The organism is Paraburkholderia sp. RL17-380-BIE-A (assembly GCF_046028085.1).
Lineage (GTDB): Bacteria > Pseudomonadota > Gammaproteobacteria > Burkholderiales > Burkholderiaceae > Paraburkholderia.
In genome coordinates, this window is record NZ_JARESQ010000005.1 from 206394 (window position 1) to 220891 (window position 14498).

Below are 14498 nucleotides of genomic sequence, written 5' to 3' on the forward strand. Positions count from 1 at the left end.
TTACGCGCCCGATGCGGCGGAGGCAGGTTGTGCCGTCTGCGCAGCACCGCTGGCGGCCGGCGCGCCCTGAGCGGAGGCGTCGGAAGCGGGTGTGGCGGGAAGTTGCGCGGCGACGGTCTTGACCTGCATGCCGGGCTTCGCCTTGTCGGTGCCCTGCACGATCACGCGGTCACCCGGATTCAGGCCGCTTTCGACCACCCAGTTCGAACCGTAAGTGCCCGCCGTAGTCAACTGCCGCAACACGACCTTGTTGTCGTTACCGACGACCAGCGCGGTCGGCTGACCCTTCTGGTCGTGCGTCACGCCGACTTGCGGCACGACGAGCGCGTGGTCGTTGACACCTTCTTCGATGCGCGCGCGCACGAACATGCCCGGCAGCAGCACCTTGTCGGCGTTCTTGAAGATCGCGCGCACCGTGACCGAACCGGTTCCCTGGTCGACGGTCACGTCGGTGAACTGCAGCTTGCCCTTTTCCGAATAGGTGCGGCCGTCTTCGAGAATCAGCGACACCTTGGCGGCGTCCGGACCGCTCGTCTTCAGACGGCCTTCCTGCATCTCGCGGCGCAGCTTCAGGCCGTCGAGGCTCGATTGGGTCAGATCCACGTACACCGGGTCGAGTGTCTGCACGGTGGCCAGCAGCGTGGCGGCGCTCGCTTGCACGTAAGCGCCCGGCGTGACTTGCGAGATGCCGACCTGGCCGCTCACCGGCGACACGACGTCCGTGTAGCCCAGATTGATCTGCGCCGTGTCGACCGCCGCCTTGCCCGCGGCCACGTCTGCCGCGGCCTGGCCTTCCGAGGCCACCGCGTTGTCGTAGTCCTGCTTGCTGACCGCGTTGGCGGCAACCAGCACCTTGTAGCGATTGGCCTGCGCGGTGGTGGACACGAGGTTGGCCTGCGCCTTCGCGAGCGTTGCCTTGGCGTTGTTCAGCGTGGCGATGTACGGCGCCGGATCGATCTTGTACAGACGCTGCCCCGCTTTGACCTGGCTGCCTTCGGTGAACTCGCGGCGCAGCACGATGCCGTCGACTCGTGCGCGCACTTGCGCGACGAGGAAGGCGCTCGTGCGGCCAGGCAACTCGGTGACGACGGGCACGGCCGTCGGCTGGACAGTGACAACGCCGACTTCGGGCGTTTGTGGCGGCGGCGCAGATTGTTTTGGCCCGCACGCTGCCAGCAATACGGCAGCCGTCGCGGCACTGATTAAGCGGAATGGAACCCGTTCGACGCGCATGGAGCGACCTCTGTCTAAGACTGAGAGAATGAAAAAGTGCGTGCATCCCTACGCCGGGGACGGTTGCGCACACATGCGTCTCGCGACGCTGACCGGATGCCCCATGCACGCAAACCGAACCTGCTGGGCATCCTCAACGAAATGCGCCATACCGGGGAAATGCCGCACGGCGCCGCCCATTCCGGCACGGCGCAAAGAGCGTTTTGAAAGGCAACAGTGACGGATATTAACGTGTCGTCACGGCTTGGGCTATCCGATCGTGGGATGCTATTATATATACATTCACGAATGCATGTAAAAGTGCGTTTACATCTCTTGCAGGCGGGGGGCTTGCAAGATCGCATCACAATTCGCTCAGGCGTAGACAGATTGTCATCGGGCGCACTTAAAAGTGCCCGGGAAAACCCCACAGTCAGGGCAGGTCATTCCAACATGGTCCGAAGAACCAAAGAAGAGGCGCTGGAGACGCGCAATAGCATTCTCGACGCCGCCGAGCGCGTTTTTTTCGAGAAGGGTGTTTCGCGTACGTCGCTCGCCGACATCGCGCAGGCTGCCGGCGTTACGCGCGGCGCGATTTACTGGCACTTCGCCCACAAGAGCGATCTGTTTACGGAGATGTTCGACCGCGTGCTGCTGCCGCTGGACGAACTCAAAGCCGCCTCGCTCGACCCCAACGAGCCCGATCCGCTCGGGCGCCTGATGGAAATCTGCAAGGTCTGCCTGCGCGACACGGCTAACGATCCGCGTCGCCGGCGCGTGTTCGACATCCTGTTTCTGAAATGCGAGCTGGTCGAGGAAATGGGCCCGGTAATGGTCCGCTATCAGACCAATATGCGCGAAGGGCTCACGAAAATCGAAGGCGGTCTGCGCAACGCCATCTCCAAGGGGCAAATGCCCGCGGATCTGGATACGAAGCTGGCGGCGGCCATGGTGCACGCGTTTGTCAGCGGTTCACTGCGCGACATGCTGTTCCTGCCCGACGCCACGGATTTCGGCGCCCACGCCGTACAGATGGTTGAAGGCATGTTCGACGCGCTGAAGCTGAGCCCGGCGTTGCGCAACGGGCATGCGCGGCGAACAGCCGGCGCTTAGTTACGCCGCGGCCCGCCTGGCCCGGGCCTGCTGATTCGAGGCATAGATATTGCCGCGCGGGAGCGCTGCCCCGCCTTCCACTGCCCCGATCCACTCGTCCGTGCTCGCCACCGCCGCGAAGCGCGACTGCAGCACCACGCTGAATACCCGGTGAATCTCCTGCGCGCTGGCGAAACCCGCGCTGTTTTCATACGGCACCGAGCCCGTCGCGTCGTGCAGAAACTCGACGGCGAGCCCGGCGTGAACCGCGTGGTTGATGGTCGACGCGTCGCAGTTGTGCGTCATATAGCCCGTGACCGTCAGCGTGTCGATTTGACGCGCGGCGAGCCAGTCGGCCAGATCGGTGCCGGTAAAGGCGCTCGGCAGGGACTTCTCCACGTAATGATCGCGAGCCCGCTCGCCCACCACCGGATGCAGTTCCGCCCCACTGCTGCCACGCGCGAATAACGGCGAGCTGGCCGGCGCCAGATTCTGCACGACCACCACCGCCACGCCCGCGGCGCGCGCCGCATCCATTGCACGGCCAATGTTGGCGAGCGAGCTTTGCACGTCCGGGTATTCGATCGGCAGATCGCCGCTCACGTATTCGTTCTGCACATCGATGACGATCAGCGCGCGGCGCGGTGTGGCGGTCATGGCAAGACTCCTCGGTCGGGTAAAGGGATGGTTGGCGCCGCGCAGACTGATCCGGTCGGGGTTGGCCTGAGAACGAGCCGCGGCGATAACTGCATTGTTCCCCCGCCGCCCACGTCGCGACAGCGACCCGAATGACAAGATTCGCTAGAATCGGGCCATCGTCGGATTTCACGAGGTGACTGATGGCCACGCCCGTTTCTTCTGCCGCGACGCACGGCGCAGCGCCCCGGCACGTCGTCGCGGTGGTCGCCTTCGACCGCATCAGTCCGTTCCACCTCTCGGTGCCGTGCGTAGTGTTCGGCGAGGACCGCAGCGGCGGCGGCGTGCCGGAGTTCGACTTCCGCGTCTGCGCCGCCGAAACGGGCGCGCTGACCACCACGGCCGGCTTTTCGATCGGCGTCACGCATGGACTCGAAGCCCTGGCCGATGCCGGCACGATCATCGTGCCGAGCTGGCGCGACCCAGCCGAAACGCCACCGGCCGCGCTGCTCGATGCGCTGCGCGCCGCCCATGCGCGCGGCGCACAACTGGTCGGGCTGTGTCTCGGCGCATTCGTGCTGGCGGCCGCCGGCATCCTCGACGAGCGGCCGGCCTCGACGCACTGGGCATGGGCCGACGACTTCGCGCGCCGCTATCCGCGCGTGCGCCTCGACCCCAACGTGCTCTATGTCGACGACGGCAACGTGCTGACCTCGGCCGGCACGGCCGCCGGCCTCGACTGCTGTCTGCACGTGATGCGCAAGATGTGCGGCGCGCAAGTGGCCAATCATGTGGCGCGCCGGCTGGTGGTGCCGCCGCATCGGCAAGGCGGCCAGGCGCAATACGTTCAGCAGCCCATGCCGCCGAATGTGCGCGGCGACCGGCTGTCGGGCCTGCTCGACTGGGTCAGCGGCAATCTGGCATTGCCGCACACGCTCGACTCGCTGGCCGGGCGCGCGCTGATGAGCCGCCGCACTTTCACGCGACGCTTCCGGCTCGCCACCGGCACGACCGTGGGCGCATGGCTGCTGGCGCAGCGGCTCGCACGCGCGCAGCAACTGCTGGAGGGGACCGACGAGTCGGTGGAAGCGATCGCGGGAATCGCGGGCTTCGGCTCGACCGCTTCGCTACGCCAACATTTCGCGGAGGCATTTCGCACGTCGCCGTCCGCATGGCGAAGAGAATTTCGCGGCGTCTAACCGCGCGAACGCGGCGCTAGTTGCGCCGACGACGTTTCGTAGCAGCCCAACGGAATTTCGTAGTCGCGCCGGCGCGACAGCAGCGATACGCGCCCCGCGCACCCGGAACGACGCCAAAGCGACGCCAGAGCGACCCAGCGACGAATATCAATGCTCGCTGATCCAGCGCGCCACATACAACAGCAGCGCCACCAGAAAGATCATCGCCGCCCAGGCCCAGTTCGGCACTGCGTGCGGACTGGGCTCGTGATGCGAGACCCCGTGCGAGTGTCCATGCGACGCACTTGCCGCGCGACCGGGCAACGCATTGCCGTGGTCCGGGCGCACGCGCCGCGCCATGCCGCCGAGTGTGATCGGCCGCAGAAACACATGCTGACGGCGCACCGCCGAGCCCCGCGCACGGTTAGGCCCTTGCCCATGCTTGGCGCGCACGACAGCGTCGAACTCGGAGAAGAAGTCGTCGGCCAGTTGATGCAGGGCGTTTTCGAGTTGACGTGTCGGCAGTTCGGCGAGCGGGCCGGACGAGGTTGCCCAGATCGTGTAGTCGATCCGCGTGCCGCGCGCCTTGTCGGCGCCATGCCCGCCTTCGTCGGCGCGCAAGCGCACTTCGATCTGACCGCGCAACGCGCCGATGCCTTCGGCGCGCGCCTTGAAGTTGATGGTGCGGCGCTGTGCGTCCGCCGGTCCGGAATCCTGCCCGGCCACGTGGGCGCGTGCTTCATAACGCGCGCGCAGTGGGCCGAGCGGCACCGTCATGATCAGCTCGTATTCGCCATGCGCAAGGCGCGTGAACGACTCGCAGTTGTCGAGGCTGGCGCGTAATAGCGCGAGGTCTTGCAACGCCTCCCAAACCTCAGACGGCGCAAGCGGAATCCGTAACGCGTCGTTCAGTTCCATGGCAGCCTCCCCGATGAACGCGCGACAGCGGGATCAGGACGTCTGATCGATGCGGTCGACGCGCGATGCGTAAAACGCGAGATACCCTTTGATCGTGGCCGCCGACTCGAGCGGCGTTTCGTAGCTCCACACGGCGTTTTCGATCAGGCCGTCTTCCGTGCGCAGATGGAAGTACGACGCCTCACCCTTGAACGGGCAGTGCGACGTATGCGCCGAGCGTTCGAGCCGCGCCATGTTCACGTCCGAACGCGGAAAATAGAACACGTCCGGCAAACCGGTTTCCGCCAGTGTCAGTCCCGCCTGCGTATCGGCCATGGTCACACCGCCGTGTATCACCCGCACCCGGTGATGGTTGCCGGTGATCACGATGGTGTGCCCGCCCGCACTCGTGCCGGGGCTTCCGTGAGGTGTCAAGGCATCGCTCATGTCTCGGCTCCGTGATGGTGTGCGGTCGTGCAAACAGTAAAGCCACGGGGCGTGCCCGTGGCTTCATTATCGGCCAAAGTCCGGCCGATTGCGCGACGTTCCTGCGCGGAATACGAAGCTAGCCGCAACTCCGCGCAAAACGGCCTCACGCTTATTGCGTGTTCCAGTAGAACGCGGCCTTGGCGGTACCCTTGGCCGGGATCGTCACCGCCTTGGACTGGTCGCGATCCTTGTATTGCGCATGCACCGTGTAGCGGCCCGGGCGCAGTTTGACCAGCATATACGGCCCGCGTGACGTAGTTGTCAGCACTTCGCCGTTGTGCGCATCGACCACGCGCACGTGGACGTCGGCGAGAAAGTCGGAACCGGGGCCGGTGAAGCGCAGCGACAGTGGCCACTGGCTTTGCGCCTGCTGTAACGCCTTAGATTCGTCGAGGCCGACGCCGCCCGACACGAACGAGACATCGCCTTGCTGCTGGATTTGCGGCAGGCCGCCACCATTGGCGTTACCCGCGCTGGTTTGATCGGTGGTCGTGCCGCCGGTCGTGTCGCTTGCCTGCTGTGCATACGCGCCACCCGCCAGACCGAGCGTGAGCGCTGCGCATACCGCAGCGGCTACGAGCCTTCGCTGATTGCGTTGGGTTTTCATCGGTTCGCTCCTTGTTGAGGTCTTATCCCTGCTTCTCCGGCACCCCGCGATGGGCCCGGACCAAGGTAGACGCAACCTGCGTGCCAAGCCGCCGGCGCGTCCTCTGGAAAACCGCTGCGCGCCACGCCGGGTAGCGCGCAACGCCCTGCTTCAATAGTTGGCACCAAATGAAAATTGCCGGTCCGCTGGCAGTAAATGCAACGGGACCGGCAAGCATTACTTCAATTCGCGGGCGAATCGGCTAGCCGTCGGTCAAACCGCCGCCCGGCCGCCGACCGGTACAGCCGCCGCGCTCACCCGATCAGCCGAGATCGACCGGAACGAAGATCTGCGCGTTATCGCGCTGGATCAGCAACGCGATGCTGTTGCCGGCACCGGCGATCATCTGCTTCAACTGATCGACGCTCGAAATGGGCCGGCCGTTGACCGCCAGAATCACGTCGCCCGGCTGGATGCCGGCGCTTTCCGCCGCGCCGCCTGACTGCTGCACGAGCAGACCGTGCGACACCGACGCACCGCTCTTTTCTTCCGGCGTCAGCGGCCGCACTGCCACGCCGAGGCGGCCTTGCAACTGGGTCGGCTGATCGGCCTTGTCTGACGCCACCTTCGCATCCGACAACGAGCCGATGGTCACCTTCAGGTCCTTGGTGGCCTTGTCGCGCCATACCTGCACGGTCGCCGAACTGCCCGGCGCGAGACCCGCAACCTGCGACGGCAGATCGGACGAGTCGCCAACGGGCTCGCCGTTCACCGACAGGATCACGTCGCCCGGCTGCAGACCGCCCTTGGCGGCCGGGCCGCCCGGATCGACCGAGCTAACCAGCGCACCTTGCGGCCTCTGCATGCCGAACGAATCGGCCAGCGTCTGGTTCATGCCCTGCACCGCCACGCCGAGGCGGCCGCGACTCACGTGACCGGTCTTGACGATGTCGTCCTTGACCTTGATCGCTTCATTGATCGGGATAGCGAACGAAAGGCCCTGGAAGCCGCCCGTCTGCGAGTAGATCATCGAATTGATGCCGATCACTTCGCCTTGCAGATTGAACAACGGGCCGCCCGAGTTGCCGGGGTTCACCGGCACGTCGGTCTGAATGAACGGTGTGTAGTTTTCGTTAGGCAGCGAGCGCGACTTGGCGCTGATGATGCCCGAGGTCACCGTGTTGTCGAAACCGTAAGGCGAACCGATCGCGACGACCCACTGGCCGACCTTGCTCTGACGCGGGTCGCCGATCTTCACGGTCGGCAGATTGCTCGCGTCGATCTTCAGCACGGCCACATCGGACTGCTTGTCGGCGCCGACCACCTTCGCGCGGAATTCGCGCTTGTCGGTCAGCTTCACCGTGACGACGTTCGCGCCGTCCACCACGTGCGCATTGGTCAGGATGTAGCCGTCATTGCTGACGATGAACCCCGAGCCCAGGCTCGCGCTCGGCTGATCGGGCGCATCGCCGCCGTCGCCGCCCTGCATGCCGGGCATGCCGCCGAAGAAGTGCTTGTAGAACTGGTAGAACGGGTCGCTCGGATCGATCGGCAACTGGTTGCCGCCGCCGTTGCCATTACCGGAATTGCCGCGCAGCGCCGTCTGCTTGACGACATGTTTCGCGCTGATGTTGACGACCGCCGGACCGTAGGTTTCGACGAGGCCCGAGAAGTCGGGAATGCCGGTTTTGGCGGCGGCTTCGGCGGGCATCATCGCGGCTTGCGCCGGTGTGATCACCTGCGGCGCGGGCACGTCGCGATGCCCCGCCACATAGCCGGCGGAGAGCGCCACGGCGACAGCCACTGCAACAGCGCTGCGGGACAAGGTTTTCGCGTTCATCGTGTACTCCTGACTGGGAGAAAGAGACTTTGGATGTCTCGAAGCGTACGTGGCGTCACTTAAAAGAGTCTTAAGCAGCGACAGATCGCTTCCATCCTGTTTTCGAGGCGCTATTGCAGCGTTGCACAAGCCTCGATCAAAGCCTCTTACGAACTGAAAGCCCGTCCTTCAAAAACGCACGCTGACCTGCAAGCCGCCCGCCGGCGATTCGTCGAGCGAGACGGCCGCATGATGCTGCACGGCGATGCGGCGCACGATCGCGAGACCCAGACCGCTACCCGCCACGTCGGTCCGCGTGCGGTTCGCACTGGCGCCCGCGCGATAGAAACGGTCGAACACGCGATCGCGTTCCGCCGGATCGATCCCCGGGCCGCTGTCGGCGATCCGCACGACCGGGTGTCCCTCTTCCACACGCAGAACGACATCCACATGTCCGCCGCGCGGCGTGTATTTGGTTGCGTTATCCACGAGATTGTTGAACATCACGCGCAGCGCGTCGGCGTCGCCGATCACGGTGGCGGACTCTGTCGCCTCGATGCCGAGATCGACGCCGCGATTCTGCGCGAGCGGCGCGTAAGCCAGCACACATTCTTCGAGCAGCGCGCGCAGATCGATCGCGTCGGTGGCGGCGAGTCCGTCCGGCTCGGAACGCGCGAGCGCCAGCAGTTGTTCGGCAAGACGCGTGGCGCGCGTCACGCCCGCTTGCAGATCGGTGAGCGCTTCGCTGCGGCCGGCTTCGTCTTTCGCGCGCGCCACGAGTTGCGCCTGAATCTGCACGGCGGCCAGCGGCGTGCGCAATTCATGCGCCGCGTCGGCGACGAATGCCTTCTGAATATCGAGCGCGGTGGCGAGCCGTTCGAGCAGCCCGTTCAGCGCGCGCACGAGCGGCTGCACTTCGAGCGGCAGACGCTGGTCCGGCAAAGGATCGAGTGCCTCGGGATGACGCGCGTCGAGTGCGCTCGTGACGCGCCGCAGCGGCCTGAGTCCGCGTCCGACGATCACCCACACCGCGAGCCCCAGCAACGGCAGCAGCACGATCAACGGCCACAGCGTGCGCAGCGCGACATTCGCGGCAAGCCGGTTACGCACGGACACCGGCTGCGCCAGTTGCACCACGTTATCGCCGACGATCGCGCCATACACGCGCCACTCGCCGCGATCCGTGTGCTCGGTCGAAAAGCCGAGCTCGGCGCGCGGCGCGAGCGGCGCACGCGGACGCGAGTAGTACATCAGCACGCCGTTGCGATTCCAGATTTGCAGCACGATGCCTTCGTCGCCGGTGTCGCGCGAACCCAGCACCTGCGAGAACGGTTCCGACGGCAGCGCCGCGGCGATCTGCTCCAACTGGTAATCGAAGAGTTCGTTGGCTTCGGCAAGCGCTTGCCGGTAGATCAGCCAACCGGCGATGCCGACACCGAGCAGCACCAGCGCCAGCAGCCAGACCAGCAATTGACGGCGGATCGAACGCATCGGCTCAGGCGTCCTTAGCGATCATGTAGCCCAGACCGCGTACGTTGCGGATCAGGTCCGCACCGAGTTTCTTGCGCAGCGCGTGAATGTAGACCTCGACGGTATTGCTGCCGATCTCCTCACCCCAGCCGTACATTTTTTCTTCGAGCTGGCTCTTCGAGAGCACGGCGCCGGGACGCGCGAGCAGCGCCTCGAGCAGCGCGAATTCACGCGCCGACAACGCCACCGGCGAGCCGTCGAGCGTGACCTGATGCGAGGCGGGATCGAGCGTCAGATTGCCGAGGCGGATGGTCGAATCGCTGCGCCCGGATTGACGGCGAATCAGCGCGCGCATGCGGGCGCCGAGTTCGTCGAGATCGAAAGGCTTGACGAGGTAGTCGTCGGCGCCGGCGTCGAGGCCCTTGACGCGATCCGCCACGGCGTCGCGCGCGGTGACGATCAGCACCGGCAGCGCATGGCCGCGCGCGCGCAGCGTGCGCAGCACGTCGAGACCGTCACGCTTGGGCAGCCCCAGGTCGAGCAGTACGAGATCGTAAGGCTGGCTGGCCGCCGCGCTGAGCGCCGCCTCCCCGTCTTCCACCCAGTCGACCGCGAAGCCTTCGCCGCGCAGCGCCTTGCGCACGCCTTCGGCGATCATCCGGTCGTCTTCGACTAGCAAGATGCGCATGGTTATCCGTTCCGAATCGTTCGATGATGCCGCATTCTAGCGCCCGCCTCAGGCATGTGCGGCGCGTGGCGCATTTTCCACCGCAGCCTCGCGGCATGTCACTACAATGGGCGCTTTGCGTCGCGCGGCCGGCGATTCGTCCGTGTATCACGCGACGCCCTGCCGCAACCCGGATTACCGCGTGCCCCACGCCCTGACATTTTGCTTTTTCGCCCGTCCATGACGCACGCTTTTCTGTCTTCTCTCGCACGCCGCGTGCGCCTTGCCGCGCGGCGTCCGGGTTTCCCGTCTGCTTCTACTGCTTCCACTGTTCCCACTGCTTGCGCATCTCGGCTGCCTCGCCGCTTCGCGCCGCGCGCGAGCGCCTGGCTACTCGCCTGCGTCGCGCTCGGCTGCAGCGCCTCGCTGCCGCTCGCCGCGCAGGCTCGCGTCAAGGCCGCGCATCCGAGCGTCAACGTCACCACGGTATTGCCGCCGCAAGTGATGGCCGGCTTGCAGCGCGCACACGTGCCGCTGTCGTCGATCAGCGTGGTGGTGGAGAAAGTCGGCGACCGCACGCCGATCGTCGCGCTGAACGCCGGCAAGCCGATGATGCCCGCCTCGACCATGAAGCTCGTCACCACCTACTCGGGGTTGTCGATCCTCGGCCCCGACTACCGCTGGCGCACGAGCGCCTATACGGACGGCACGGTCGACGCCAACGGCGTGCTGCACGGCAACCTCTACATTCAGGGCACGGGCGACCCGAAGCTCGTGCCGGAAGAACTGATCGATCTCGTCCAGAAGATTCACAAGGCGGGCATCAACGGCATAGACGGCGCGCTGGTGCTCGACAAGCGCTACTTCGATCCGTCCACGCGCGACCTGCCGCCGTTCGACGACGACGCCACCGCGCCGTACAACGTCGGCCCCGATCCGCTGCTCTACGCGTTCAAATCGCTGTCCTTCACACTGACGCCGTCGCCCGACGGCAGCGTCGCGATCGACGTGCTGCCCGCGCTCGCGCAGTTACAGATCGACAACCAGATGCACGCTGTCAACGGTCCATGCCGCGGCGACGCGGCCTCCGTGTCGCCCACCGTCACGCCGCAGCCGAACGGCACCGTCGTCGCCTCGTTCGACGGCGACTACTCGGTGCGCTGCGGCCCGCGCACGATCAACGTCGCGGTGCTCGATCACTCGGCATTTTTCGCGGGCGGTTTTCTCGCGCTATGGCAACAGACCGGCGGCACGTTCAGCGGCGCGACGCGCGAAGGCGCCGTACCCGTGGGCGCCAAACTCGTGGCGACACACCAGGGGCCGATGCTGTCCGACATCGTTCGCGACATCAACAAGTTCAGCAACAACACAATGGCGCGCAATCTGTTCCTGACGATCGGCGCGGCCGAGGAAAAGGGTCCCGCCACGCCCGCCAAGTCGGCGCGTGCAATCGAGGCGTTTCTGCGCCGCGACAGCATCAACATGGAATATCTGACGCTCGATAACGGCTCGGGCCTCTCGCGCGACGAGCACATCACTGCACTCGCGCTCGCCGATCTGCTGCAACGGGCCAACGCGAGTCCGGTCGCGCAGGTGTTCGTGGAGTCGCTGCCGATCGCGGGCGTGGACGGCACCATGCGCAACCGGCTGACCAACCAGGGCGCGGGCGGCAACGCGCATATCAAGACCGGCACGTTGCGCGACGTTCGGGCAATCGCGGGCTATGTGGCCTCGGCTGACGGCAATAGTTACGTGGTCGTCAGCCTGATCAACGATCCGCATTCGGAAGCCGCTCGAGCTGCGCATGATGCGCTGCTCGAATGGGTGTACCAGGGCCCGTCTCAAGGTTTCACCAAAGTTTCCGATCCCGTCGTCGAACCGCGCAGCAGCAAGCCCAGGAAAAACCCGCACCAGCGCGGCGCTCACTGAGTGTTCCTTCTAGCGAAGCCGCGCGCGGCAACGTCCTCTAGCGTGTACGCTGTCGGGCAGTGTTTGAGGCGCGCGTAAAACGCTGGACGTGGCGCCGGGACCGCACACCGCTGACGGTCCCACTCGAACAATAACGACAACACCGCTCGCGCACGGCGCGGCGACCAGGGACCACGGAGGAAGACACCATGCAATTCGATGCCGAATTGCTGCTGCTCGCCATGGCGCCAGTCTTTCTCGCATGCATCGGCTGGGAGGCGTGGCACCTGTTGCGCACGCGCCCTGGCGCGCAACTCTATAGCTGGCGCGACACGCTCTGCAACACGGCGCTCGCGCTGATGCACCAGGGCGCCGACAAGCTCGCGTGGCTCGCCGTCATTCCCGTCTACGCGTTCTTCTACGATCACTACCGCATCTACACGTGGCAGGCGAGTTGGGTCTCGTTCGTTGTGCTGTTCGTCGCTCAGGATCTGCTCTACTACGTGTTCCATCGCTGCAGCCATCGCGTGCGCTGGCTATGGGCCGCGCATGTCGTGCATCACTCGTCGGAGCGCATGAATTTTTCGACCGCGTTCCGCCAGAGCCTGATGTATCCGATCGCGGGCATGTGGCTGTTCTGGACACCGCTTGCCGTGCTCGGCTTTCCGCCGAAGCAGATCGTCGCGATCGTGCTGATCAACCTGGGCTTTCAGTTTTTCGTGCATACGCAGGCCATCGGCAAACTCGGCTGGCTCGAATACGTGTTCAACACGCCGTCGATCCATCGCGTGCACCACGCGCGCAACGACCGCTATATCGACCGCAACTATGCCGGCGTGCTGGTGATCTGGGATCGCCTGTTCGGCAGCTATGTCGAGGAAGACGAGCGCGATGCGCCGGTCTACGGCATCGTCGAGCCACTTCACACGTACAACCCGCTGAAGGCGACGTTTCACGAATGGGCGTCGATGGGCGCCGACTTCGCGAGCGTGCGCGGCTGGCGCAACAAGCTGCGCGCACTGTTTGCGCCGCCCTCGTGGGCGACGGATTATCACGCGCGGCGCGCCGCCGGTTCATCGGCGTCGCACGCGGATTCAAGCGGAAATTCGAGCGAAGCGATTCGCGTGAATCAAGACCATACGGCCGCGTTTCAAACCCCGCGCAGGCCGTAGAAGATTCTGTAAGCTGTCGTCACGCCGCCTAAGCGGCGGGCGCTGCCTGCAACACATGGCATAAGGGCCAAACATACGAGGAGATGTAGTCAACATGAAGCAAACAGCATCGCGGAAACAACATTGGCTGCGCGTGACGCAGATCGCCATTGCCAGCACGGCGTTCGCCCTGCTCGCGGCTTGCGGCGGGGGTAGCGACAACAACAATGCGAGCAGCACGCCTGCGGGCGGCGTCAAGTTGCAGGTCGTGTCGTTCGGCGACAGCCTCTCGGACGTCGGCACGTACGCGCCGGTGATTCAGGGGAGCTTCGGCGGCGGCCGCTTCACGACAAACCCGGGTGAAGTGTGGACCCAGAAGGTCGCGGAATACTACGGCGACACGTTGAAGCCGGCGTACCTCGGCGGCTTTGGCCAGCCGCTGGTCGCAGCGGGCGGCTACGGTTACGCGCAGGGCGGCTCGGACGTCGTGAACGCGCAAGGTCAAGGTTGGGCGCCCAATAACATGGCCGCGACTACCGTGCCGGTCGTGACGCAGGTGGCTAACTACCTGGGTGCGCATACGAGCTTCAATGCGAACCAGCTCGTGCTGATCAACGGCGGCGCGAACGACATCTTCCAGTTCGCGGGGACCACCACCAATCTGACAGCGCTCGGCGCCGCGCTCCAGACGCAATACCCGCAACTCGTGCAGGCCGGCAAACTGCCGAACTCGCAGGCGGGCCAGGTCGCGTTTATCGTCGGCTACCTGCAGCAGTTGCCCAACCCGCAGATCGCGCAGGCCGCCACCCAGCTCGCGGCGCAAGTGCAGAACATCGTCAACTCGGGCGCGACCCACGTGGTGGTGTCGACGGTGCCGGACATCGGCAATACGCCGCTCGGCGTGTCGGCCAACGCGTCCACGCCTGGCACGGCCGCGCTACTGTCCGGGATTACCGCGGCGTATAACTACCTGCTGGTGCAGAACCTGACGGCCCGCGGCCTGGTGGGTACGGGCAAGGTCATCGTGGCCGACGCCTTCACGTGGCTGGATCAGCAGTTGCCGAACTACCAGGCGCTGGGCTTCACGGTGTCCAACACCGGCACGGCGTGTAACCTGGCGTCGATGCAGAGCAACGCAACCGCTTACGCCACCGCGAACCCGAGCGCAACGAACGGACTGACCCCGGCTCAATACGGCGCACAGTTTGGTTCGTCGCTGTTCTGTTCGCCGCAGACCTACACGGTGGCTGGCGCTGACCAGACTTACATGTTCGCGGATACGGTTCACCCGAGCACGCACCTGCACGCGTTGTTCGCGCAGTACGTGCAGCAGCAGATCGCGGCAACGGGGTTGGGCAAGTAATCAGGTAACGCGGCAGGTAACGCGGCGGAT

General features: G+C 65.3%; 13 protein-coding genes. 5 read left to right on the forward strand and 8 right to left on the reverse strand.

The annotated features are described in order from the left end of the window. Positions 1 to 1233 carry an efflux RND transporter periplasmic adaptor subunit gene (locus P0D68_RS10485; protein WP_408295990.1) on the reverse strand — a complete coding sequence of 411 codons (1233 nt, stop codon included), beginning with the start codon at positions 1231 to 1233 and terminating at the stop codon, positions 1 to 3. Between the two features lie 432 nt (positions 1234 to 1665). Between P0D68_RS10485 and P0D68_RS10490 the strand changes: the two genes are divergently transcribed. Then, entirely contained in the window at positions 1666 to 2325 is a 660-nt protein-coding gene (locus tag P0D68_RS10490; RefSeq protein WP_091799436.1) for a TetR family transcriptional regulator, read from the forward strand. Here the strand turns inward: P0D68_RS10490 and P0D68_RS10495 are convergent, their stop codons facing one another. Continuing rightward, on the reverse strand, positions 2326 to 2961 hold the full coding sequence (locus P0D68_RS10495) for an isochorismatase family protein (RefSeq protein ID WP_408295987.1): 636 nt from the start codon (positions 2959 to 2961) through the stop codon (positions 2326 to 2328). A 182-nt stretch (positions 2962 to 3143) separates the two neighbouring features. Between P0D68_RS10495 and P0D68_RS10500 the strand changes: the two genes are divergently transcribed. Continuing rightward, positions 3144 to 4139 carry a helix-turn-helix domain-containing protein gene (locus tag P0D68_RS10500; protein ID WP_408295984.1) on the forward strand — a complete coding sequence of 332 codons (996 nt, stop codon included), beginning with the start codon at positions 3144 to 3146 and terminating at the stop codon, positions 4137 to 4139. 147 nt (positions 4140 to 4286) lie between these two features. Here P0D68_RS10500 and P0D68_RS10505 read toward each other — a convergent pair whose 3' ends face one another. From P0D68_RS10505 to P0D68_RS10530, 6 genes are all read right to left on the reverse strand, one after another. After that, positions 4287 to 5036 (reverse strand): SRPBCC family protein, encoded by a 750-nt coding sequence (locus tag P0D68_RS10505; protein ID WP_091799427.1) that lies wholly within the window; start codon positions 5034 to 5036, stop codon positions 4287 to 4289. A 33-nt stretch (positions 5037 to 5069) separates the two neighbouring features. Further along, the gene (locus tag P0D68_RS10510) at positions 5070 to 5462 is read right to left on the reverse strand and encodes a DUF427 domain-containing protein (protein ID WP_408295980.1); all 393 of its coding nucleotides are present in this window, start codon (positions 5460 to 5462) and stop codon (positions 5070 to 5072) included. A 151-nt stretch (positions 5463 to 5613) separates the two neighbouring features. Continuing rightward, positions 5614 to 6111, reverse strand: a complete 498-nt coding sequence (locus P0D68_RS10515; RefSeq protein WP_408186544.1) for a peptidase associated/transthyretin-like domain-containing protein — start codon at positions 6109 to 6111, stop codon at positions 5614 to 5616. Positions 6112 to 6412: 301 nt separating this feature from the next. Next, a complete protein-coding gene (locus P0D68_RS10520; protein WP_408295977.1) occupies positions 6413 to 7930 on the reverse strand; it encodes a DegQ family serine endoprotease in 1518 nt (505 codons plus the stop codon). 168 nt (positions 7931 to 8098) lie between these two features. Further along, positions 8099 to 9400 carry an ATP-binding protein gene (locus P0D68_RS10525; protein ID WP_408295974.1) on the reverse strand — a complete coding sequence of 434 codons (1302 nt, stop codon included), beginning with the start codon at positions 9398 to 9400 and terminating at the stop codon, positions 8099 to 8101. 4 nt (positions 9401 to 9404) lie between these two features. Then, entirely contained in the window at positions 9405 to 10067 is a 663-nt protein-coding gene (locus P0D68_RS10530; RefSeq protein ID WP_408186547.1) for a response regulator, read from the reverse strand. Between the two features lie 219 nt (positions 10068 to 10286). Here P0D68_RS10530 and dacB point away from each other — a divergent pair, with 219 nt between their 5' ends. From dacB to P0D68_RS10545, 3 genes are all read left to right on the forward strand, one after another. After that, positions 10287 to 11975, forward strand: coding sequence for a D-alanyl-D-alanine carboxypeptidase/D-alanyl-D-alanine endopeptidase (dacB, locus tag P0D68_RS10535; RefSeq protein WP_408295970.1), 1689 nt, complete (start codon positions 10287 to 10289; stop codon positions 11973 to 11975). 188 nt (positions 11976 to 12163) lie between these two features. After that, positions 12164 to 13126, forward strand: coding sequence for a sterol desaturase family protein (locus P0D68_RS10540; protein ID WP_091799404.1), 963 nt, complete (start codon positions 12164 to 12166; stop codon positions 13124 to 13126). A 94-nt stretch (positions 13127 to 13220) separates the two neighbouring features. Beyond that, entirely contained in the window at positions 13221 to 14468 is a 1248-nt protein-coding gene (locus P0D68_RS10545; RefSeq protein ID WP_408295967.1) for an SGNH/GDSL hydrolase family protein, read from the forward strand. Positions 14469 to 14498 lie beyond the last annotated feature (30 nt).

Bases quoted from the DNA above. Each gene is read 5' to 3' on its own strand.
- P0D68_RS10485 (WP_408295990.1), bottom strand. From the start codon at position 1,233: ATGCGCGTCGAACGGGTTCCATTCCGCTTAATCAGTGCCGCGACGGCT.
- P0D68_RS10490 (WP_091799436.1), top strand. From the start codon at position 1,666: ATGGTCCGAAGAACCAAAGAAGAGGCGCTGGAGACGCGCAATAGCATT.
- P0D68_RS10495 (WP_408295987.1), bottom strand. From the start codon at position 2,961: ATGACCGCCACACCGCGCCGCGCGCTGATCGTCATCGATGTGCAGAAC.
- P0D68_RS10500 (WP_408295984.1), top strand. From the start codon at position 3,144: ATGGCCACGCCCGTTTCTTCTGCCGCGACGCACGGCGCAGCGCCCCGG.
- P0D68_RS10505 (WP_091799427.1), bottom strand. From the start codon at position 5,036: ATGGAACTGAACGACGCGTTACGGATTCCGCTTGCGCCGTCTGAGGTT.
- P0D68_RS10510 (WP_408295980.1), bottom strand. From the start codon at position 5,462: ATGAGCGATGCCTTGACACCTCACGGAAGCCCCGGCACGAGTGCGGGC.
- P0D68_RS10515 (WP_408186544.1), bottom strand. From the start codon at position 6,111: ATGAAAACCCAACGCAATCAGCGAAGGCTCGTAGCCGCTGCGGTATGC.
- P0D68_RS10520 (WP_408295977.1), bottom strand. From the start codon at position 7,930: ATGAACGCGAAAACCTTGTCCCGCAGCGCTGTTGCAGTGGCTGTCGCC.
- P0D68_RS10525 (WP_408295974.1), bottom strand. From the start codon at position 9,400: ATGCGTTCGATCCGCCGTCAATTGCTGGTCTGGCTGCTGGCGCTGGTG.
- P0D68_RS10530 (WP_408186547.1), bottom strand. From the start codon at position 10,067: ATGCGCATCTTGCTAGTCGAAGACGACCGGATGATCGCCGAAGGCGTG.
- dacB (WP_408295970.1), top strand. From the start codon at position 10,287: ATGACGCACGCTTTTCTGTCTTCTCTCGCACGCCGCGTGCGCCTTGCC.
- P0D68_RS10540 (WP_091799404.1), top strand. From the start codon at position 12,164: ATGCAATTCGATGCCGAATTGCTGCTGCTCGCCATGGCGCCAGTCTTT.
- P0D68_RS10545 (WP_408295967.1), top strand. From the start codon at position 13,221: ATGAAGCAAACAGCATCGCGGAAACAACATTGGCTGCGCGTGACGCAG.